Below are 21,532 nucleotides of genomic sequence, written 5' to 3' on the forward strand. Positions count from 1 at the left end.
TGAGCACCGCCCACCGAACGACTGGGAAGGACACGGGAATTGGAAACCCCGGCATCGGCGACCGAGCAGTTCGAGTCCCTCCGCCCCCTGCTGCTCGGCCTCGCCTACCGGCTGCTCGGCAGCATGAAGGACGCCGAGGGCGTCGTCCAGGACGCCCATCCGCGGTGGCAGGGCGCCGACCGCACCGGGATCCGGGAACCCCGGGTCTTCCTCATCACCGTGGTCACAGGGCTCGCCCTCGACCGGCTGCGATCGGCGCGGGCGACCCGCGAGGCGTACACCGGGCCCTGGCTGCCCGATCCCGTGGCCACCGACGTGCTCGGCCCGCTGGACAGGGCCGGGCTGCGGGACACCGTCGGCTACTCCACCGTCCACCTGATGGAGCGTCTGTCACCCCCGGAACGCGCGGTCGTCGTGCTGCGGGAAGGCTTCGAGCTGTCGTACGGCGAGATCGCCCGCATCCTCGACACCACCGTGACGAGCTGCCGTCAGATGCACATCCGCTCCGGGCGGCGGCTCGCCGCCGGGCGTAACCGGTTCACGCTTTCGGACGAAGACCACGCCAAACTGCTGACCCGGTTCCTGGAGGCCGCGCAGAGCGGCGATCTGGCCGGTCTGACCGAGCTGCTGGCCGAGGACGTCGTCGCTTGGAACGACGGCGGCGGCAAGGTCAGGGCGGCCCCGTGGCCGGTCGAGGGCCGCGACCAGGTCGTGGCGTTCATCGCCGGCCAGATCACCCGCCACCCGCTCGGCGCGCCGCGCCGCGTGGACGTCAACGGCCGGCCCGCCGCCGCCCTCGCGATCGACGGCATCGACCAGGTCGTGATGATCGACGTGCGCGACGGCCGGATCGACGGCATCTACGCCGTGCTCAACCCGGACAAGCTCGGCCACATCACGACCTGACGACGGCTGTGGTCCCGCCACATATGGCGGGACCACAAGGTCATCGGTCGCGCACGCGGACGCGGCTCTTTCCGGTGCTTGACCTCTCTCCGCCCCCGCCCGAGGATCATGTGTCATGACGCCTGGACACGGCAGCACGGTCGACGGGGTACTGCGACGCAGCGCCCGGCGCACCCCGGCACGCGTCGCGGTGGAATACGCCGACCGCTCCTGGACATACGAGGAACTCGACGAGGCCGTCTCCCGTGCGGCCACCCTCCTGCGCGACCAGGGCCTCGCTCCCGGCGACCGCGTCGGCGCCTACGGCCACAACTCCGACGCGTACCTGATCGGCTTCCTCGCCTGCGCCCGCGCCGGCCTGGTGCACGTGCCGGTCAACCAGAACCTGACCGGCGACGACCTCGCCTACATCGTGGGCCAATCCGGCAGCTCCCTGGTCCTCGCCGACCCGGACCTGGCCGGACAACTCCCCGACGACGTCCGTACGTTGACCCTGCGCGACGCCGACGGCTCACTGCTGGCACGGCTGCCCGAAGCGCCCCCGTACGACGGCCCGGAGCCACGCAGCGAGGACCTGGTCCAGCTGCTGTACACCTCCGGTACGACAGCCCTGCCGAAGGGCGCGATGATGACGCACCGCGCCCTGGTCCACGAGTACCTGAGCGCGATCACCGCCCTCGACCTCAGCGCGGGCGACCGGCCGGCGCACTCGCTGCCGCTGTACCACTCGGCGCAGATGCACGTGTTCCTGCTGCCGTACCTCGCCGTCGGGGCGACCAACGTCATCCTCGACGCGCCGGACGGCGACCGGCTCTTCGACCTGATCGAAACCGGCCGCGCGGACAGCCTGTTCGCCCCGCCCACGGTGTGGATCGCCCTGTCCAACCGCCCCGACTTCACCACCCGTGACCTGAGCGGACTGCGTAAGGCGTATTACGGCGCGTCGATCATGCCGGTGCCCGTCCTGGAGCGCCTGCGGGAACGCCTCCCGAAGCTGGCCTTCTACAACTGCTTCGGCCAGAGCGAGATCGGCCCGCTGGCCACCGTCCTCGCCCCCGACGAACACAAGGGCCGCATGGACTCCTGCGGCCGCACCGTCCTCTTCGTCGACGCCCGCGTGGTCGACGAGGACGGCAAGGACGTGCCCGACGGCACACCCGGTGAAATCGTCTACCGCTCCCCGCAGTTGTGCGAGGGCTACTGGGACAAGCCCGAGGAGACGGCCGAGGCCTTCCGTGACGGCTGGTTCCACTCCGGGGACCTCGCGGTGCGCGACGCCCACGGCTACTTCACCATCGTCGACCGGGTGAAGGACGTCATCAACTCCGGTGGCGTCCTGGTCGCCTCACGGCAGGTGGAGGACGCGCTGTACACCCACGAGGCCGTCGCCGAGGTCGCCGTGATCGGCCTGCCCGACGAGCGGTGGATCGAGGCCGTCACGGCGGTCGTCGTCCCGCGCGGCGAGGTCACGGAAGAGGCCCTCGTCGCCCACGCCCGCGAGAAGCTCTCCCACTTCAAGGCGCCGAAGCGGGTGGTGTTCGTGGACGAACTGCCCCGCAACGCGAGCGGGAAGATTCTCAAGCGGGAACTGCGGGAACGCTTCGGGGGCGGGCCGGGACTTGTAGCATCCGGTTAGCGCGGCACGAGGGGGGAATCGTGATCGAACTGTCCGACATGATCCGTGAGTTGCGGGGCCAGCTGACAGCCTCGTTGCAGGACGGTGCCGATGAGGCGATCCGTTTCGAACTCGGCCCGGTCGAGATCGAGGCGACCGTCGCCGTCAGCCGTGAGGCGGGCGCGGACAGCAAGGTACGGCTGTGGGTCGTCGATGCCGGGGCGAGCGGGAAGTACGCGCACGCGCAGACGCAGCGGATCAAGGTCGAGCTGACGCCCAAGGCGGTACCGCCGGACGGCGGGCCGCCGCAGCCCGCCCTGATCGCGGGCGACGAGGTCGACAACGAACGCTGACGGACAGCACATGGGGGTTGATCGTGGGCTGATACCGGAGCGGGCCGCCGAGATCATCGTCCGTCGGCGGCACGGCAGGAACCGCCGTGGCTCGGGGTATCTCGTCGCGCCCGGGAGGGTGCTGACCGCAGCGCACGTCGTCAAGGGCGCGGTGAGCGTCCGCGTGCGCTTCCAGGCCGACCGGCCGGGGGAGCGGACGATCGAGGCGAGCGTGGTGTGGCGGCACGTCGGTGTCGACGCCGCCGTCCTCGCGCTCCAGGGCGTCCCAGTCGGCGTGGAGGAGGACGTCGCACCCGTCCGGTTCGGACAGGTCAGTGAATGGGACAGGGTGGTACGGTGCACCGCCCTGGGCTTTCCGCGCTTCAAGCTGCGTACGCATCCCGACGGGTCACGCTATCGGGACTCCGAGCACGTGCACGCGACCTGCGCGCTTTTGTCCAACCGTCGCGAGGGCACACTCGACCTGAAGGTCGACTCGCCACCCGACGACGATCCGGACCAGGACCCGTGGGAAGGAATGTCCGGCGCAGCGGTGTTCTGCAACGGCCACCTCGTCGGAGTCGTCTCCCTCCATCACCGTACCGACGGGCGGGGCCGAATCGCCGCGAGGCGGGTCGACCGTTGGACCGAGAAGCTGACGAAGGCCCAATCGGCGGCGCTCACCCACGCCTTGGGAGGGTGGCTGGACCTCTCTCGATTGCCCGACAGTGTTCGGCCCACCTCCACCGGCGCGGCACCAGGAGATCTCCGGTCTCCGGATGTGACCGTCGGACCCTACGGGCAGGCGCGCGTGACGGCCGGGCCCTCCGACGGGGCACCCATGCCCCTGGGGCTGCCGGGCCGCCAGGTCAGCGACGACCAACTGCGGGGACGCGACGCGCTGGTCGCCGAGCTGACGGACGCGGTGCGTCGGCGCGCCGACGGCGATCCGTCCGTATCGGGCGTATGGGTCCTGTCCGGGATGGGCGGGAGCGGAAAGACGACCGTCGCACTCGAAGCCGCACACCGGCTGAAGCGTCAGGTCAGGCACGTGTGGTGGGTGTCGGCAGCACAAGTCGGGGACTTCGTCGCGACACTGCGGGCGGTCGCATATGCGGCGGGCGCCCGGGAGGCCGAATTCTCCGGTCGTCACCCGGCGGATGTGTTGTGGGACCGTCTCAACGCCCTCACCACCCCGTGGCTCCTGATCATGGACAACGTCGATGACCCCTCTGTGCTGGAGGTACATCCGGAGGCGAGGGGCAGCGGATGGCTGCGACAGCCGGCGGGACCGCAGGGAACCGTGCTGATCACCAGCCGCCTGTCACGCGCCGAGTTCTGGGCGGTGGACGGCGTCCATATGATCGCCGTCGATGTCCTCTCCACCGCCGACGGGGCCAGGGTGCTGTGTGACCTGGCGCCCACCGCGGGAGATGAGGAGGAGGCCTGCGACCTCGCCGAACACCTGGGAGGTCTGCCGCTGGCGCTCAACCTCGCAGGGTCCTACTTGAAGAAGGCGGGGGAGAAGACCTCGGTCCTGCCGCACAGGACATTCACTGACTACCGCCGCCAGTTCGAGGCCCTCCTGGCAACGGCGGCGTCGGATCCGGACATGGACGGGGGAAGCCGCCGCACCATCCCGACCACGTACGAGCTTTCCCTCGGTCTGTTGGACGGCGGACGCACCAAACTGGCCCGCCCGCTCCTGCGGCTGCTGTGCGCTCTCGGCCCGACCCGCATTCCCCATGAAAAGCCTCTCGATCTTCTCGATCAGGAACTGCTTGCGACCAGCGGACTCTTCGAGCATGTGACGCACGAGCGCCTTCAGGATGCCCTGGACGGGCTCAGCGGGCTGAACCTCATCCGGTTCGTGGACACAGCCGGCGCCCAGGAGACACCCGACGAGGGGCCGACGACGTGGATCTCCATTCACCCGGTGATCCGTGCAGCCAACCGGCCGCAGCCGGACTTCAGGGCACACAAACCGCTGCTCCTGCGCCTGGTCACGGCTCAGCTGAACCGGTGCATCGCCACGTTGAACCCGGACACGCCCGAAGACGGGCCGCTGTGGCGGGCGATCGCGCCGCACTGCACCGCCCCTTTGGAACTGCTGCCCGACGACGACCTGGCGGCCACCGGTGACATGGACGCCGGGCTGGTCGTCGAGGTCACCGAGCCCGCTGTGCGGGCCGCGGAGTACCACCGCCACCTGGGCATGTACGGCGAGGCCGTCACCGAGCTCACCGCAGTCAGCCGGATCCGGGCGCGCGCGCTGGGTGACGACGCTCCCGCCACGATCGTCAGCCGACTGCGCCTGGGCTGGATGCTGCGCGACCACGGCTCCCTCAGGGAGGCCGACCAGCTGTACCAGGAGGTGGTACGGCACTGCGAGCGCGCCCTGCCGGACGGTCATCCGTACCTGCAGTCGGCCAGGACCGGCCGTGCCCGTGTGCTGCGGGAGCTGGCGCGATACGAGGAAGCCGAGACCGAGTTGCGTGCGGCGCTCGCCATGCGCCTGCGCGACTCGCCTGCGAACTCGGTCGGCATTCTGCGTATCCGCCACGACCTGGCGACGCTCGACCACAAGCGGGGGCGACCGAAGGAGGCCGCCACCGAACTGCGTGACGTCGTCCGGCGGCTCAAAGCACTGACCGGAGACGACGATCTGCTGGCGCTCGCCATGGAAGTCGGACTGGTGCGAGGCTTACGTGACGCGGGCGACGCCGGCGAAGCGGAGGCGCTGGCGGAGAACGTCGTACGCAGGTACCTCAGGGTCCGCGAATCCGATCACCCCGATGTGCTCCTCGCCCGCCACGAACGCGCCCGCCTCCTCCGGGACCGCGAGTCGGACACCGCGTCCCTCGAGCGGGCGCGGGAGGAGCTGACCGATGTCTGGCGCATCAGCGAGAGGCGGATCGGACCGGACCATCCGGACACCATCGCCGCCCAGCACGAACTCGCGTCCGTATGGCACCGGCTCGGCCGACCCGACTTCGCAGGGGAGCTCTTTCGGGCCGCGTTGGAGTCAGGCAGACGGCGACTGGGCGAGCACCACCCCGCCGTCGCGCTCTGCGCGCGCCACCTCGCGCTGGCGCTCCTCGATTCCGCCGAGCCGGGACCCGGGCCGATCCGGCACGGAGGGGGCTTCGCGAGGGCAGATCGGGCCGAGGCACATCAGAACGACGTCACCGGGAACGACCATGTGCTTGTGCCGGCGATCCCCGACCTGACGAGGCTCGCACTCCAGGAGGCCCTGTCTCCCCAACCCCATCCGGCCACGGAGCGGCTTCTGGCCCGGTACGTCCGGCCGCACCTGAGCCGTGGCGGAGCCGAGCCGGGAGGCGCCGGCATGTCGCAGGGCTGGAGCGTGCGGCGGCGCCGAGCGGGCGCGGAGCGGGCGGGGCCGTCGGTGAGCTATGGGCCCGCTGCCCCTGCCGGCATCGAGTCGGCCACTGGGGAAGAGGCGCCCCCACTCCTCTTCCCCAGTCCCGCCGACGTACTGGCCCTGGCCGCCGGCGAGGAGGACCACCATCTGATCGAACAGCTGAGAGGCCAACAGCGCGGCGCCCGTGCGGTGGTCCTGGGCGAGCTCCTGCGCATTGCCGCCGCGGTCACGACGGGCCGCACGGACGAGTCGATCAGGCCCCAGTGGGTACGGGACCTCCTCCTGCAGGCCGAAAGGGCCAATCCCGGAGCGGTCTCCGAGGTCCTGCGCCATCCCTGCGTCGGCCGCTGGATGAGCCGGGCGCTGCGCGCCCTGTACTCCCCGCCCGGCGGGCCTCGAGCATGGTCCGGTACGCCACCCGCCGACCTGAGCCATTTGTATTCGATCGCGGCAGCAGCGGGCTTCAACGCCGGCGTCGCCCTCACCCTTCCCCTCTCCGTGCGTGACGGCTTCGTCTTCCTACCCGGCCTGGGAGCGGCCGACTTCTCCGGGACCGGGGCCACTGCCGCACAGATCTCCGGAGACGGGCGCACCGCCCTGATCCGCGCCGGGAGCAACGAAGTGATGCTGCCCAGCCGGAGCAATCCCCGCCCCAGGGGCTGGGTCCCCGTCACCCGTGTACGCAGGCCCGTCAGGCGGGGAATCTCCTTCGATCTGGTGCTGGAGGACAGGGACCCCTACCGGCAGACCGATGGTCCCGTGGCACCCCGCCCGTTGGGCCAGACGGACGTCACCCACTGGCGGCGGACCACTCGTGAGGCGGCGGACCTGTTGGCCCGAGTCGCCCCCCGGCAGGCCGAGACACTGGCGACGGCCCTCACCTCGCTCACGCCTTGGCCCCGATCGGACGGTGCGATGGCGTCGGTCTCGTCCAGTGACGCGTTCGGCGGGGCCGTGATCAGCTCGCCACCGGACGCCGAGGACCTCGCCGTCACCCTGCTGCACGAATTCCGCCACATGAAGCTCAACGCAGTACTGGACTGCCTTGATCTGTACGAGGAGGGGGAGAGCCCCGACGGGGAGCTCTTCTACGCACCGTGGCGGGACGACCCGCGCCCCCTTCCCGGCTTCTTCCACGGGGTCTTCGCCTTCTTCGGGGTGTCCGACTTCTGGCGGAAGCTCGTCGAGGAGGCGACGGGGGAGACGCTCCGGCGTGCGCAGTTCCAGTTGGCGTACTGGCGCGCGCAGACCCGGGACGCGTATGTCGCGCTGTGTTCGTCTCCCCGTCTGACCGCGGCGGGACGGGAGTTCGCGGCCGCCGTGGGCAAGGGCCTCGTGACCTGGTTCGAGTACGAAGCCGTCCCCGAGGAGATCGCGGCGATCGCCATGGACGCGGTCATGGCCCACCGCGTGCTGTGGCGGCTGCACCACCTGCACCCGGCCTTCCCGGACGAGGCGGAAGTCGCCGACGCATGGCGGTCCAAGGCGCCCTGCCCACCCATGGACCACCGCACAGTGCGCGTGGCCCCGGGCCCCTCGGTGCCCTCGCTCGGCGGTCTCCCGGCGCAGCTGTACCGGGAAGCGACCGACCCTTCCCACAACTTCGGCGATGCGGACGAGGCCTGCCGCCTCGCCATCGACGAGGTGACACGGTCGCCGCAGCGACATGAGAGGTGGATGCGCCTCGCCCTCGTCCTGCGGCGGGCATGCGCGGCGACCTCTTCCGGCACCTCGCAGACGGCCGCGGCGGCACAAACCCTGACTCACTGGCCGGAATTGGTCCGCGCCACCCACATCCGTCTCACCGCCGCCATCGGCAGGCGTCCGCATCCGGTGGAACTGGCCGCTTGGCTGGGCGAGTCGAGGAGCACCACCGATCGTTCCGCCCTCCCACCCATGTACCCCCTGTGACAGTCAGACGTATACGGCTCGCGCGCGGCTTCGTCTAACGTCGGCGCAGATCCACGATCCGCCGCATCTTCCCCACCGACCGCTCCAGCGACTCCGGATCGACGATCTCCACCTCGACCGACACGCCGATGCCGTCCTTGACGGCCGCCTGGATGGACCGTGCAGCCGCCTCCCGGGTTTCATGGTTGGCGTCGGGACGGGCCTCGGCACGGACGGTCAGGGCATCGAGGCGGCCCTCGCGGGTCAGGCGCAGCTGGAAATGGGGAGCGACGCCCGGTGTGCGCAGCACGATCTCCTCGATCTGCGTGGGGAAGAGGTTCACCCCGCGCAGGATCACCATGTCGTCGCTGCGGCCGGTCACCTTCTCCATCCGCCGGAAGACCCGGGCAGTGCCGGGCAGCAGCCGTGTCAGGTCGCGCGTCCGGTAGCGGATGACAGGCATGGCCTGCTTGGTGAGTGAGGTGAAGACGAGCTCCCCCTGCTCGCCGTCCGGCAGTACCTCACCGGTGATCGGGTCGACGACCTCGGGGAAGAAGTGGTCCTCCCACACGTGCAGCCCGTCCTTGGTCTCCACGCACTCCTGCGCGACCCCCGGGCCGATCACCTCCGACAGCCCGTATATGTCGACCGCGTCGATCGCGAACCGCTCCTCGATCTCCTGCCGCATCCGCTCGGTCCAGGGCTCGGCGCCGAAGATCCCCACGCGCAGGGACGTGCCGCGCGGGTCGACGCCCTGGCGTTCGAACTCGTCGAGAATCGTCAGCATGTACGAGGGCGTCACCATGATGACCTCGGGCCTGAGGTCCTGGATCAACTGGACCTGGCGGGCGGTCATACCGCCGGACGCGGGGATGACCGTACAGCCGAGGCGCTCGGCCCCGTAGTGGGCGCCCAGTCCACCCGTGAAGAGCCCATAGCCGTAGGCCACATGCACCTTGTCGCCGGGCCGTGCGCCCGCCGCACGGAGGGAGCGGGCCACCATGTCGGCCCACAGGGAAAGGTCGTCGTCGGTGTAGCCGACGACCGTGGGGCGTCCGGTGGTGCCGCTCGACGCGTGGATGCGGCGGATACGGCCCTGGGGCACGGCGAACATCCCGTACGGATAGTTCTCGCGCAGGTCCGCCTTGGTCGTGAACGGGAAACGGGACAGGTCGGCCAGGGCCCGGCAGTCCTCCGGACGGACACCGGCCTTGTCGAAGGACTCCCGGTAGAAGGGCACGTTGTCGTACGCGTGCCGCAGCGAGGCCCGCAGCCGCTCCGCTTGCAACGCCCGCAGCGCCGCGCCGTCGAGCCGTTCACCCGAGTCCAGCAGGTCCGTCGCGTCCGCCATGGCGCCTCTCCCTCATCGACGACCGAATCGATCCGGGCGACCGATCATTCGGTCGAGCCGTTCTGGATCAGTTATCCAGCCCCGGCTCGCTCAGGCAAGAGGGCGGGCCGGAGAACTCCGTTGCCCGGGCGGCCGTCGATCGTCAGGATCGGTGCGATGCCGACCTTCACCGCGTCCGACGGGACCGAACTCACCTATCACCTGCGGGGCGAGGGTTCGCCGCTCGTCGTGTTGCCCGGAGGGCCGATGCGGGCCTCGGCCTATCTCGGGGATCTGGGCGGGCTGTCCGCGTACCGGCGACTCGTCCTGCTCGATCTGCGGGGCACCGGTGACTCCGCGGTGCCGGCGGATCCGGCGACGGCCCGCTGCGACCGGCTGGTGGACGACGTGGAGGTGTTGCGGGCCCACATGGGGTGGGAGCACATGGACGTGCTCGGGCATTCGGCGGGCGGCAGCCTCGCCATGCTGTACGCGGCTCGGTACCCGGAGCGGGTGGGGCGGCTGCTGCTGGTCACCGCTACTCCCTGGGCGCTGGGTATGCCGGCGACGGACGGGGACCGGCTGGCGGCGGCCCGGCTGCGGACGGGCGAGCCGTGGTTCGAGGGAGTGTTTCCGGCGTTCGAGGCGTGGCTGGCGGGGACGGGCGAGTACGACCCGGTGTTCGCGCCGTTCTTCTACGGACGCTGGGACAAGGCCGCCGAGGAACATGAGGCGCGCGCCGACGAGGAGTTCAACGACGAGGCCGCCGATGTGTACGGCTCCGAGGGTGCCTACGATCCTCCCGCGACCCGGGCAGGTCTCGCGCGGCTGACCGCCCCCGTCCTCGTCCTCGCCGGGGAACTCGACGGCGGCCCGCGACCCGAACTGGCGCGGCGTGCGGCCGAAGCCTTCCCGCACGCCGAGTGCGCCGTCCAGCCGGGCGCCGGACACTACCCGTGGCTGGACGACCCGGAATGGTTCGTGGGCCGCCTGACCGCGTTCCTCGACGGCCCTCAGCCGGGCCGGTAGCTCACCGGTCCGCGGCCACCGCCACTTCCCGGGCCCACCGGTAGTCCGCCTTGCCGCTCGGCGAGCGCCGGATGGTCTCCGTGACCACCAGCCGGCGCGGGATCTTGTATCCCGCGAGCCGGGCACGGCAGTGGGTCTGGATGTCCTCGAGGGACGGTCGCCCCGCGCCCTCGCGCAGCTGCACCACCGCCGCCACATGGTGGCCCCACTTCGCGTCCGGCACACCGGCCACCAGCGCGTCGTACACGTCCGGATGGGACTTCAGCGCCTGCTCGACCTCCTCCGGATACACCTTCTCGCCACCCGTGTTGATGCACTGCGACCCTCGGCCTAGGACGGTGACCACGCCCTCCTCGTCGACGGTGGCCATGTCGCCGAGCAGCACCCACCGCTCGCCGTCCTTCTCGAAGAAGGTCTCGGCGGTTTTCCGCGAGTCGTTGTAGTAGCCGAGCGGCACGTGGCCGCACTGCGCGACACGGCCCACCTCGCCCACGGCGACCGGCTCGTGGGTGGCCGGATCGACCACCTGCGTACGGGAGTTGACGCGGATGCGGAAGCCGCGTTCGGGGCCCGAGTCCTCCGTCGCCGTGCCGTTGAAGCCGGACTCCGAGGAGCCGAAGTTGTTGAGCAGCATGACGTTCGGGACGAGCGCCTGGAACTGCCGGCGCACCGTGTCCGACATGATCGCCCCCGAGGACGACACGCTGAACATCGACGACATGTCGGTGCCCTTCATCGGGCCTTCGAGCGCGTCGATCAGCGGGCGCAGCATCGCGTCGCCCACCAGGGACATGCTGGTGACCTTCTCCTTCTCGACGGTCCGCAGCACCTCCTCGGGCGCGAACTTGCGGTGCAGCACGACGCGTTGGCCGAAGTTGAAGCCGATGAAGGCGGTCAGGGTGGACGTGCCGTGCATCAGCGGGGGAGCGGGGAAGAACGTGATGCCCGCGCCGCCGGCCGCGACCCGCTCGGCGAGCTCCTCCGGCTTCTTCACCGGCTCCCCGGTCGGCGAGCCGCCGCCGAGCCCGGAGAAGAACAGGTCCTCCTGACGCCACATCACACCCTTGGGCATCCCGGTGGTGCCGCCGGTGTAGATGATGAACTGGTCGTCTCCGGAGCGGGGCGGGAACCCGCGCTCCGGGGAGCCCGCGGACTCCGCGTCCGTGAAGGCCACGGCGGGCACGTCGGCCGCCCCCGGCGCCGGCGCCCCGACCCGCACCAGGTGCCGTAACCCGTCCGCCCGTGGCAGCGCCGCCGCCACCCGGTCGGTGAACTCCGCGTCGAAGACCAGGCCCGCCAGATCGGCGTCCCGGTAGAGGTACACCAACTCCTCTTCCACGTAGCGGTAGTTGACGTTGACCGGCACGATCCGCGCCTTGAGGCACCCCAGCACGGTCTGCAGGTACTCGACGCCGTTGTAGAGATGGAGCCCGACGTGCTCGCCTGGGCGTATCCCGCGGTCGACCAGATGATGGCCGACGCGGTTGGCGGCGGCGTCCAGCTCCGCGTACGTCAGCCGGCGCTCGGCGCCCGTGCCGGGGATGTCGAGGTACACGAGCGCCTCGCGGTCCGGCACCACGTCGACGACCGACTCGAACAGGTCCGCAAGGTTGTACTCCACCGCTCCTCCTGACCCCGGGGCGTGCCTGGCATCCGTCGGTTCGCGGTCATCAGAGCAAAGGGGGGCGCAACTGTGAAGGGTCCGCGTCCAAGAAATCTGACTCCCTGTCAGAAAACTCTTGAACTGCTCAGGCGCCTACTGCAACCTGTTCTCGTTCTTTCAGAGGGGAGATGGGCGATGAGTGGCACCGAACACCTCACCGTGCGGCGCGAGGGCGCCACGCTGGTGCTCACGCTCAACCGGCCGGAGGCGAAGAACGCGCTCTCGCTGTCGATGCTCGTCGGCCTCCACGACGGCTGGGTGCGGGCCGACGAGGACGACGAGGTCCGCTCGATCGTGCTGACCGGCGCGGGCGGCGCGTTCTGCGCCGGCATGGACCTCAAGGCCCTCGCCGGGAACGGCATGGAGGGCGAGCACCACCGCGCCCGCCTCAAGGCCGACCCGGACCTGCACTGGAAGGCGATGCTGCGCCACCACCGCCCCCGCAAACCGGTGATCGCCGCCGTCGAGGGGTACTGCGTCGCCGGCGGCACGGAGATCCTCCAGGGCACCGACATCCGGGTCGCGGGCGAGTCCGCGACCTTCGGTCTGTTCGAGGTCAGACGGGGTCTCTTCCCGATCGGCGGCTCCACGGTCCGCCTCCAGCGGCAGATCCCGCGCACCCACGCCCTGGAGATGCTGCTCACCGGCCGCCCCTACAGCGCCCGCGAGGCCGCGGACATCGGCCTGATCGGCCATGTCGTCCCCGACGGCACCGCACTGGACAGGGCCCTGGAGATCGCCGGACAGATCAACGCCTGCGGCCCGCTGGCCGTCGAGGCCGTCAAGGCCTCGGTGTACGAGACCGCGGAGATGACCGAGACCGACGGGCTCGCCGCCGAACTGAAACGGGGCTGGCCGATCTTCGACACCGCCGACGCCAAGGAAGGCGCCCGCGCCTTCGCGGACAAGCGGCCGCCCGAGTACAAGCGCGCGTAGGCGCTCCGCTGGAGGCTCGGTCGGACACTGCGGGTCGGCGGTGGCTGGTCGCGCCCACGCGGCGGAGCCGCAGATGTCACCGCGCCGCGCCCCTTTCGGGGCGTGACTCACCGATCTTGCTCAGCCACCGCCCGGCCGCCCCACGCGCGCCGGTCCCCGAAGGAGGCAAGCCCTCGATGCCCCAAGTCCTCAAAGCGCCGCTCGTCGTCGAGTTCCCCTTCACCCGCTCCCTCAGCCCCGTGCAGAGCGCCTTCCTCACCGGCCTGCGCGAACGCGTCGTCCTCGGCGTGCGCACCGGTGACGGCCGCGTCCTCGTCCCGCCCGTCGAGTACGACCCCGTCACCGCCGAGGAGATCCGCGACCTCGTCGAGGTCGCCCCCACCGGCACGGTCACCACCTGGGCCTGGAACCACGCACCGCGCCGCGGCCAGCCCCTCACCACGCCCTTCGCCTGGGCCCTGGTCCGCATCGATGGCGCGGACACCGCCCTCCTGCATGCCCTCGACGCCCCAGGCCCCGACGCCGTCCACACCGGCATGCGGGTCCGCGTCCGCTGGGCCCAGGAACGCTCCGGCGCCATCACGGACATCGCCTGCTTCGAGCCGTACGACGGCCATGCGGCCGAACCGGCGGGCCACACCGGCGAGTTCGCGGACGCGGTCACCGGCATCGTCGCCCACGCCCGCCTCGACTACACCTACTCGCCCGGCCGTGCCCAGTCCGCCTACATCCACGCACTCGCCGACCGGCGCATCGTCGGCGAACGCTGTCCGTCCTGCCGCAAGGTGTACGTCCCGCCGCGCGGTGCCTGCCCCACATGTGGCCAGGCCACATCGGAACAGGTCGAAGTAGGTCCGCGCGGCACGGTCACCACCTTCTGCATCGTCAACATCAAGGCCGCGCACACGGCGAATCTCGACATCGAGGTGCCGTACGTCTACGCGCACATCGCGCTCGACGGCGCCGATCTCGCCCTGCACGGCCGTATCGCCGGCATCCCCTACGACCAGGTGCGGATGGGCCTGCGCGTCGAGGCCGTCTGGACGGAAGGCGCCCGCTACCCCGACCACTACCGGCCCACCGGCGAACCGGACGCGGAGTACGACACCTACAAGGAGCTGTTGTGACGCGAGAGATCGCCGTGGTGGCCTTCGCCCAGACCGACCACCGGCGCACCAGCGAGGAGTTCTCCGAGGTCGAGATGCTCATGCCGGTCCTGCACGAGGTGCTCGACCGGACCGGCCTGAAGACCGCCGACATCGGCTTCACCTGCTCCGGCTCCAGCGACTACCTCGCCGGCCGCGCCTTCTCCTTCACCCTCGCCCTCGACGGGGTGGGCGCCTGGCCGCCGATCTCCGAGTCGCACGTCGAGATGGACGGCGCGTGGGCGCTGTACGAGGCATGGACCAAGCTCCTGACCGGCGACGCGGACACCGCCCTCGTGTACTCCTACGGCAAGTCGTCACCCGGCTCCGTCCGCGATGTCCTCACACGACAACTGGACCCGTACTACGTGGCCCCGCTGTGGCCCGACTCCGTCGCTCTCGCCGCCCTCCAGGCGCAGGCGCTCATCGACGCGGGCGACACGGACGAGCCCGCACTGGCCGCCGTCGCCACCCGCAGCCGTGCCGCCGCGTCCGCCAACTCCCATGCGCAGCTCAGGGATTCGGTGCCGCACGGGGACTACGTCGTACGGCCCCTGCGCACCGGCGACTGCCCACCCGTCGGCGACGGAGCCGCCGCCGTGGTCCTCGCGGCCGGAGAGCGCGCCCGGGACCTGTGCGCACGGCCCGCCTGGATCCGCGGCGTCGACCACCGCATCGAGGCACACGGCCTCGGCGTCCGCGACCTGACCGACTCGCCCTCCACCCGCCTGGCCGCCGAGAAAGCGGGCGCCTTCGAACGGCCCGTCGACACCGCCGAGCTGCACGCGCCCTTCAGCGCGCAGGAGGTCGTCCTGCGCAAGGCGCTCGGGCTGGACGACAGCGTCCGCGTCAACCCCTCCGGTGGCGCGCTCGCCGCCAACCCGGTCATGGCGGCCGGACTCATCCGCATCGGCGAGGCGGCCGCCCGCATCCACCGGGGGGAGTCCGACCGGGCGCTCGCCCACGCCACGTCCGGCCCCTGCCTGCAACAGAACCTGGTCGCCGTACTCGAAGGGGATCCGCGATGAGCAAGGAGCCCGTGGCCGTCGTAGGGATCGGCCAGACCAAGCACGTCGCGGCGCGCCGGGACGTGTCGATCGCCGGACTGGTCCGGGAGGCCGCTCGCCGGGCCCTCGACGACGCCGAGTTGACCTGGGCGGACGTCGACGCCGTCGTCATCGGCAAGGCGCCCGACTTCTTCGAGGGCGTCATGATGCCGGAGCTGTACCTGGCCGACGCGCTGGGCGCGGTGGGCAAGCCCATGTTGCGGGTCCACACGGCGGGCTCTGTAGGCGGATCCACCGCGCTGGTCGCCGCAGGCCTGGTCGCGGCCCGCGTCCACGGCACCGTGCTCACCCTCGCCTTCGAAAAACAGTCCGAGTCGAACGCCATGTGGGGCCTGTCCCTGCCGATCCCCTTCCAGCAGCCCCTGCTGGCCGGGGCGGGCGGTTTCTTCGCCCCGCACGTGCGCGCGTACATGCGCCGCAGCGGCGCGCCCGACACGGTCGGCTCCCTGGTCGCCTACAAGGACCGGCGCAACGCGCTGAAAAACCCCTACGCGCACCTCCACGAGCACGACATCACCCTGGAGAAGGTCCAGGCCTCGCCCATGCTCTGGGACCCGATCCGCTACTCGGAGACCTGCCCCTCCTCGGACGGTGCCTGCGCGATGGTCCTCACCGACCGGGCCGGTGCGGCCCGCTCGCCCCGCCCGCCCGCCTGGATGCACGGCGGCGCGATGCGCAGCGAACCCACCCTCTTCGCCGGCAAGGACGCCGTGTCCCCGCGGGCCGGCAAGGACTGCGCCGCCGACGTGTACCGGCAGGCCGGGATCGTCGACCCGCGCCGGGAGATCGACGCCGTCGAGATGTACGTGCCGTTCTCCTGGTACGAGCCCATGTGGCTGGAGAACCTGGGCTTCGCCGACGAGGGCGAGGGCTGGAAGCTGACCGAGTCCGGGGTGACGGAACTGGACGGAGACCTGCCCGTCGACATGTCGGGCGGGGTCCTGTCGACCAATCCCATCGGCGCCTCCGGCATGATCCGCTTCGCCGAGGCCGCGCTCCAGGTGCGCGGACAGGCCGGAGAGCACCAGGTGGAGAGGGCACGGCGGGTGCTCGGGCACGCCTACGGCGGCGGATCGCAGTTCTTCTCCATGTGGCTCGTGGGGTCGGAACCACCCGACTCCTGAAAGGTCCCCCTCACGTGGCCTGTTGAGGTTACGCACCGATCGCTAGGCTGGCCGCGGACGACGAATCGGGAGGAGCACGGACGTGGCCGAGAGCACCATCCAGCAGCAGCCGTTCGCGAGCTGGGACAAGCCGGAGCTGGACCTCAGCAACGCCGAGTGGCACTCCAGCAGCCGGGGCCTGGGGGATGTCCAGATCGCCTTTGTCGAGGGATTCATCGCGATGCGCAACAGCGGCCGGCCCGAGAGCCCTTCCCTGATCTTCACACCCGCGGAGTGGGGCGCGTTCGTGTCGGGAGCGCGGGAAGGGGAGTTCGACCTGACCTGAACCTCATGTGATCCGACGGCCGATCCGACGGGCCGATCCGGCGGGCCGATCCGGCGGTGTTCCGCCCGTTTTTCCGGACACGCGACCTCCAGCGCCGTCCTGGGGCCGATGCCTGAGCAAGGCTGGCCCCAGGAAACGCAACGTCGTACTCCGGAGGTGAGGACCCCATGAGCACCCTGCCGGTGATCGCGGCCGTCGACGGTTCGAACGACAGCCTGCGGGCCCTGGACTGGGCCTTCGACGCCGCCCGCAGGCGCGAGGCGCCGCTGCGGGCGGTCCATGTCCGGCAGTACGCCGCCTGGACGCAGCCCGAGGCGCTGGACGCCGGGCCGCCGGATCAGGACGAGGACCCGGTGCTCGACCAGGTGCGCACCTACCTGGAGGGCCGCGCCGACCGGCCGGCGATCGAGTACCTCGGCCTGGAGGGCGCGCCCGGTGCCCTGCTGCCCGAACTGGGCGCCACCGCCCAGCTGTTGGTGCTCGGCTCCCGGGGCCGCGGCGGCTTCGCCAGCCTGCTGCTCGGCTCCAACGGCATGGCCGCCGCCCGCGACGCCGAGTGCCCCGTCGTCGTGGTGCCCCGCCCCGGGCGCGAGGTGCACGGCGAGGCGCCGGCCGTGCCCGGACCGCGCGTGGTCGTCGGCCTGAAGGTGGACAGCCCCGACGAGGCCACGCTCGCCTTCGCCTTCACCGAGGCCGCCCTGCGCGGCGCGCGTCTCCAGGTCGTCGCCGCCTACCCCTGGCCGGTCCAGAGCTGGGTGGCCCCCGGCGAACTCGTTCCGCCGATGATCGACCAGGACGCCGTCGAGAGCGAGACACGAGCCCTCGCCGAAGGTTTCCTCGCCCCGCACGGCGCCCGGCACCCCGACGTCCGGGTCGAGCCGTACGTGACCCCCGGCGACGCGGCCGGACACCTGGTCGCCGCCTCGAAGGACGCCGACCTGGTCGTCGTGGGCCGCCACCGGCGGCGCCTGCTGGCCCCCGCCCGCCTGCTGGGCTCGGTCACCCACGCCGTGCTGCTGCACGCCGCGAGCCCGGTCGCTGTGGTGCCGCCGACACTGCCGGAGGAGTGAGACACCCGGATCTAATGCATGCCGACAGGCCTATCATTAGCCCATGCGAGACGCGATCAGCACGCAGGACTCGATCAGCGGGAATGCCCGGCTGGCCCTCGACCTCGCCCTGACCATCCGGCACGACGGACACGGCTCCGTCACCGACGACCTGACCGACCCCGCCGGACTCTCCGCCTGGGTCCGGGCACACCCCGACACCGTGCTGGACGCCGCCGGCTTCGTCGCCGACGAGGCCGCCGTCGCCGCCGTCCGCGACCTGCGCGCCGCCGTCCGCGCCCTCTTCGCCCACGCCGTACGACCCGCCGAGCCGAGCCCGGCCGACGCGGCGCGCCTCATGCCCGTCCCCGACGCCGTGCGGCGACTCAACGCGGCGGCCGCGCGCACGCCCACCGTCCCCGAGCTCCACTGGGCCGAGGACGCCGAACCCGTCGTACGCCATCAGGCCGTGCAGGGCGAGGGTGAGCTCACGGCGGCACTCGCGCAGGCCGCGATCGCCTTCCTGGCCGGCCCCGACCGGCGGCGACTGCGTGCGTGCCACGCGCCGCGCTGTGTGCGCTACTTCCTCAAGGAGCACCCGCGACAGGAGTGGTGCAAGCCGTCCTGCGGCAACCGAGCCCGCGTCGCCCGCCATCACGAACGGCACCGCCAGAACGCGTAGCGGCCAAGAGCCGCCCGCACGTCACGCAACCTGCTCGGGCACGTACCATTGGCCGCATGTCGTTCCTCCGCCGCCGCAGCGCCACCCCCGCCGGGCCAGACTTCGACGTACTGGCCATGGACCCGAGCGACTGGCCGGGCAATCTCGGCGCGGGCCTGCTGCCCGCCCCGGACGGCACCTGCCAGGGCGTGTACCTGCGGTACGACCTGTTCGGCGGCCGCGGCCCCGCCATGATCATCGGCAATCTGCCGGAGGGCTCCCCGGCCCGTGACGTCGACGAGGGCGAGGTCCCGTTCGAGGTGGGGCAGCTGCTGCTGGCCCTGGAGAACGACGAGGAGGTCACCGTCGTCGGCACCGAGGACATGCCGGTGATGCAGGGCGACAACCTCCTGATCGTGCGCCGCCTCAAGCTGTCGGAGAGCCGGGTCTCCTGCGTGCAGTTCGACCGGAGCGACAACGTCCTGGTGACCATCGCCGCCTGGGACCGCCCCATCACCGACGACCTGTACGCCCTGCTGAAGCCGCTCCCGGCGGAACTGTTCCAGCAGGCCTGACCGTCCATCCCGCACCGGCACCTTTCGGACGTTCCCCCGTCCGTGGGTGCCTTTGCCTTGTCATGACTCTTGTCGCCCTGTGATCGGACCTTTAATGTCCCGGGCATGCCACATGAGTCGCAGGACATCTCTCGCAGAACGACGCTCAAAGCGGCGGTAGTTGGAGCAGGAGGCCTGGCCGTGAGCGGATCGACCCTTGGTTCCGCCGAGGCCGCCACCGAAGATTCCTCGGATGTATCGGGAGCGGTCATCCAGCCGATGGTGCTGTGGTACATGGCGCCCGCCGCGGACTGGGAGCGCGAGGCGCTGCCCATCGGCAACGGCGCGCTCGGCGCCATGGTGTACGGCACCCTCGCCTCCGAACGCCTGCAGTTCAACGAGAAGACCCTGTGGACCGGTGGCCCCGGCTCGGCGCAGGGTTACGACCACGGCAACTGGCGCGCGCCGCGTCCCGGTGCCGTCGACGCCGTACAGGACGACCTCGACGCACAGCGGCGGCTCGACCCGGAGGCCGTCGCCGACCGGCTGGGCCAGCCGCGCGTCGGCTTCGGCGCCTACCAGACCTTCGGCGACCTCCACCTGGACCTCCCCGCCGCACCGACGCCGGACGGATACCGCCGCGAACTGGACCTCGACCACGGCATCGCGTCGGTCGCCTACACCCACCAACAGGTCCGCTTCACAAGAGAGTTCTACGCCTCCCACCCGGACGGCGTGATCGTCGGACGGCTCAGCGCCGACCGCCCGGGCAGCGTCGCCTTCACCCTCCGCTACACCTCACCCCGCAAGGACTTCACCACCACCGCGTCCGGCGGACGCCTGACCGTACGAGGCGCCCTCGCGGACAACAAGCTGCGCTTCGAGGCCCAGGTCCAGATCCGCACCACCGGCGGGACCGTGATCTCCGACGCCGGCGGCACGATCACCGTCACCGGAGCGGACAGCGCCTGGCTCGTGCTGGCCGCCGGCACGGACTACGCCGACACCTACCCCGACTACCGCGGCGACGACCCGCACGCCGCGGTCACCCGCGCCGTCGACCGGGCGCAGGGCCGCACCTACGACTCCCTGCGCGCCCGGCACATCGCCGACCACCGCGCCCTGTTCCGCCGCGTCGCCCTGGACCTCGGCCAGTCGTTCCCGGCGGACGTCCCCACCGACCGGCTGCTCGCCGCGTACACGGCCGGCGCGAGCGCGGCGGACCGCGCCCTGGAAGCCCTCTACTTCCAGTACGGCCGCTACCTGCTCATCGCCTCCTCCCGCCCCGGCTCGCTGCCCGCCAACCTCCAGGGCGTGTGGAACCACAGCACCACACCGCCCTGGAGCGCCGACTACCACGTCAACATCAACCTGCAGATGAACTACTGGCCCGCCGAGGCCGCGAACCTCCCTGAGACCACCGCCCCGTACGACCGCTTCGTCGAGGCCCTGCGCGCGCCCGGGCGGCGCACCGCGCGGGAGATGTTCGGCTCAGGCGGCTGGGTGGTGCACAACGAGACCAACCCGTACGGCTTCACCGGCGTCCACGACTGGGCGACCGCGTTCTGGTTCCCGGAGGCGGCGGCCTGGCTCACCCAGCAGCTCTACGAGCACTACCGCTTCGGCGGCTCCACCGACTACCTGCGCACCACCGCCTACCCGGTGATGAAGGAGGCCGCCGAGTTCTGGCTCGCCAACCTGCGCACCGACCCGCGCGACGGCACGCTCGTCGTCACCCCCAGCTACTCGCCCGAGCACGGTGACTTCACGGCCGGCGCGGCCATGTCCCAGCAGATCGTGCACGACCTGTTCACCAACACCCTCGAAGCCGCCCGCGTCCTCGGCGACGCACCCGACTTCCGGCGACGCGTCGAGCAGGCCCTGGCGGACCTGGACCCCGGCCTGCGCATCGGCTCCTGGGGCCAGCTCCAGGAGTGGAAGGAGGACCTGGACGACCCGGCCGACGAGCACCGGCACGTCTCGCACCTGTTCGCCCTGCACCCCGGACGGCAGATCGAGCCCGGCGGCAAGTGGGCCGAGGCCGCCAAGGTCTCCCTGAACGCCCGCGGCGACGGCGGCACCGGCTGGTCCAAGGCCTGGAAGATCAACTTCTGGGCACGGTTGCGGGACGGCGACCACGCCCACAAGATGCTCGGCGAGCAGCTCAAGTCCTCGACGCTGCCCAACCTCTGGGACACCCACCCGCCCTTCCAGATCGACGGCAACTTCGGCGCCACGTCCGGCGTCGTCGAGATGCTCCTGCAGAGCCATCACGACGCGATCGAGATCCTCCCCGCCCTGCCCGCCGCATGGCCGGACGGGTCGGTCCGGGGCCTGCGCGCCCGCGGCGGCGCCGTCGTCGACATCGACTGGGCGGACGGACAACCCGCGCGCATCGCGCTCACCGCCACCCGGACGCGCCGACTCACCGTGCGCAGCGTCCTGCTGGAGGACGGCGAGACGACGCTCAGGGCCGTCGCCGGACGCCGCTACGAGTGGCGCTGACGCCCGTACGAAGGGC

At 71.3% G+C, this 21,532-nt stretch carries 16 protein-coding genes; 14 read left to right on the forward strand and 2 right to left on the reverse strand.

Translation table 11 applies throughout. The annotated features are described in order from the left end of the window. The first annotated feature begins 39 nt into the window (after nucleotides 1-39). The 4 genes from sigJ to Q4V64_RS51655 all read left to right on the forward strand — a co-directional run bounded on the left by sigJ (nucleotide 40) and on the right by Q4V64_RS51655 (nucleotide 8,149). On the forward strand, nucleotides 40-906 hold the full coding sequence (gene sigJ, locus Q4V64_RS51640) for an RNA polymerase sigma factor SigJ (RefSeq protein WP_124445275.1): 867 nt from the start codon (nucleotides 40-42) through the stop codon (nucleotides 904-906). Between the two features lie 115 nt (nucleotides 907-1,021). Further along, on the forward strand, nucleotides 1,022-2,542 hold the full coding sequence (locus Q4V64_RS51645; protein WP_124445276.1) for an acyl-CoA synthetase: 1,521 nt from the start codon (nucleotides 1,022-1,024) through the stop codon (nucleotides 2,540-2,542). Between the two features lie 20 nt (nucleotides 2,543-2,562). Beyond that, complete coding sequence (locus Q4V64_RS51650) at nucleotides 2,563-2,874, forward strand: trypco2 family protein (protein ID WP_124445277.1); 312 nt, start codon at nucleotides 2,563-2,565, stop codon at nucleotides 2,872-2,874. A 10-nt stretch (nucleotides 2,875-2,884) separates the two neighbouring features. Beyond that, nucleotides 2,885-8,149, forward strand: a complete 5,265-nt coding sequence (locus Q4V64_RS51655; RefSeq protein ID WP_124445278.1) for an HEXXH motif-containing putative peptide modification protein — start codon at nucleotides 2,885-2,887, stop codon at nucleotides 8,147-8,149. A 34-nt stretch (nucleotides 8,150-8,183) separates the two neighbouring features. On the opposite strand, the gene paaK is transcribed toward Q4V64_RS51655, so the two are convergent. Further along, a complete protein-coding gene (gene paaK, locus Q4V64_RS51660) occupies nucleotides 8,184-9,479 on the reverse strand; it encodes a phenylacetate--CoA ligase PaaK (protein WP_124445279.1) in 1,296 nt (431 codons plus the stop codon). Between the two features lie 156 nt (nucleotides 9,480-9,635). Between paaK and Q4V64_RS51665 the strand changes: the two genes are divergently transcribed. Further along, nucleotides 9,636-10,487 (forward strand): alpha/beta hydrolase, encoded by an 852-nt coding sequence (locus Q4V64_RS51665; RefSeq protein WP_124445280.1) that lies wholly within the window; start codon nucleotides 9,636-9,638, stop codon nucleotides 10,485-10,487. Nucleotide 10,488: 1 nt separating this feature from the next. Here Q4V64_RS51665 and Q4V64_RS51670 read toward each other — a convergent pair whose 3' ends face one another. Next, the gene (locus Q4V64_RS51670) at nucleotides 10,489-12,108 is read right to left on the reverse strand and encodes an acyl-CoA synthetase (RefSeq protein ID WP_124445281.1); all 1,620 of its coding nucleotides are present in this window, start codon (nucleotides 12,106-12,108) and stop codon (nucleotides 10,489-10,491) included. Between the two features lie 177 nt (nucleotides 12,109-12,285). Between Q4V64_RS51670 and Q4V64_RS51675 the strand changes: the two genes are divergently transcribed. The 9 genes from Q4V64_RS51675 (at nucleotide 12,286) to Q4V64_RS51715 (ending at nucleotide 21,516) form a co-directional block, all read left to right on the forward strand. Next, the gene (locus Q4V64_RS51675; protein ID WP_124445282.1) at nucleotides 12,286-13,086 is read left to right on the forward strand and encodes a crotonase/enoyl-CoA hydratase family protein; all 801 of its coding nucleotides are present in this window, start codon (nucleotides 12,286-12,288) and stop codon (nucleotides 13,084-13,086) included. 176 nt (nucleotides 13,087-13,262) lie between these two features. After that, on the forward strand, nucleotides 13,263-14,213 hold the full coding sequence (locus tag Q4V64_RS51680) for an OB-fold nucleic acid binding domain-containing protein (protein WP_124445283.1): 951 nt from the start codon (nucleotides 13,263-13,265) through the stop codon (nucleotides 14,211-14,213). Next, on the forward strand, nucleotides 14,210-15,259 hold the full coding sequence (locus tag Q4V64_RS51685; RefSeq protein ID WP_124445284.1) for a thiolase domain-containing protein: 1,050 nt from the start codon (nucleotides 14,210-14,212) through the stop codon (nucleotides 15,257-15,259). The genes Q4V64_RS51680 and Q4V64_RS51685 overlap by 4 nt, the downstream gene beginning before the upstream one ends. Next, nucleotides 15,256-16,422, forward strand: coding sequence for a thiolase domain-containing protein (locus Q4V64_RS51690; protein WP_124445285.1), 1,167 nt, complete (start codon nucleotides 15,256-15,258; stop codon nucleotides 16,420-16,422). Before Q4V64_RS51685 ends, Q4V64_RS51690 begins: the two co-directional genes overlap by 4 nt. Nucleotides 16,423-16,504: 82 nt before the next feature. Continuing rightward, nucleotides 16,505-16,747: a DUF397 domain-containing protein gene (locus Q4V64_RS51695; RefSeq protein ID WP_124445286.1), complete on the forward strand. Its 243-nt coding sequence runs from the start codon at nucleotides 16,505-16,507 to the stop codon at nucleotides 16,745-16,747. A 167-nt stretch (nucleotides 16,748-16,914) separates the two neighbouring features. Further along, complete coding sequence (locus tag Q4V64_RS51700; protein ID WP_124445287.1) at nucleotides 16,915-17,817, forward strand: universal stress protein; 903 nt, start codon at nucleotides 16,915-16,917, stop codon at nucleotides 17,815-17,817. A 43-nt stretch (nucleotides 17,818-17,860) separates the two neighbouring features. Then, nucleotides 17,861-18,478, forward strand: coding sequence for a CGNR zinc finger domain-containing protein (locus Q4V64_RS51705; protein ID WP_124445288.1), 618 nt, complete (start codon nucleotides 17,861-17,863; stop codon nucleotides 18,476-18,478). A 56-nt stretch (nucleotides 18,479-18,534) separates the two neighbouring features. After that, nucleotides 18,535-19,032: a hypothetical protein gene (locus tag Q4V64_RS51710; protein ID WP_124445289.1), complete on the forward strand. Its 498-nt coding sequence runs from the start codon at nucleotides 18,535-18,537 to the stop codon at nucleotides 19,030-19,032. 258 nt (nucleotides 19,033-19,290) lie between these two features. Beyond that, on the forward strand, nucleotides 19,291-21,516 hold the full coding sequence (locus Q4V64_RS51715) for a glycoside hydrolase family 95 protein (RefSeq protein ID WP_253267484.1): 2,226 nt from the start codon (nucleotides 19,291-19,293) through the stop codon (nucleotides 21,514-21,516). Nucleotides 21,517-21,532 lie beyond the last annotated feature (16 nt).

Source organism: Streptomyces sp. NL15-2K, from assembly GCF_030551255.1.
Taxonomy (GTDB): Bacteria; Actinomycetota; Actinomycetes; order Streptomycetales; family Streptomycetaceae; genus Streptomyces.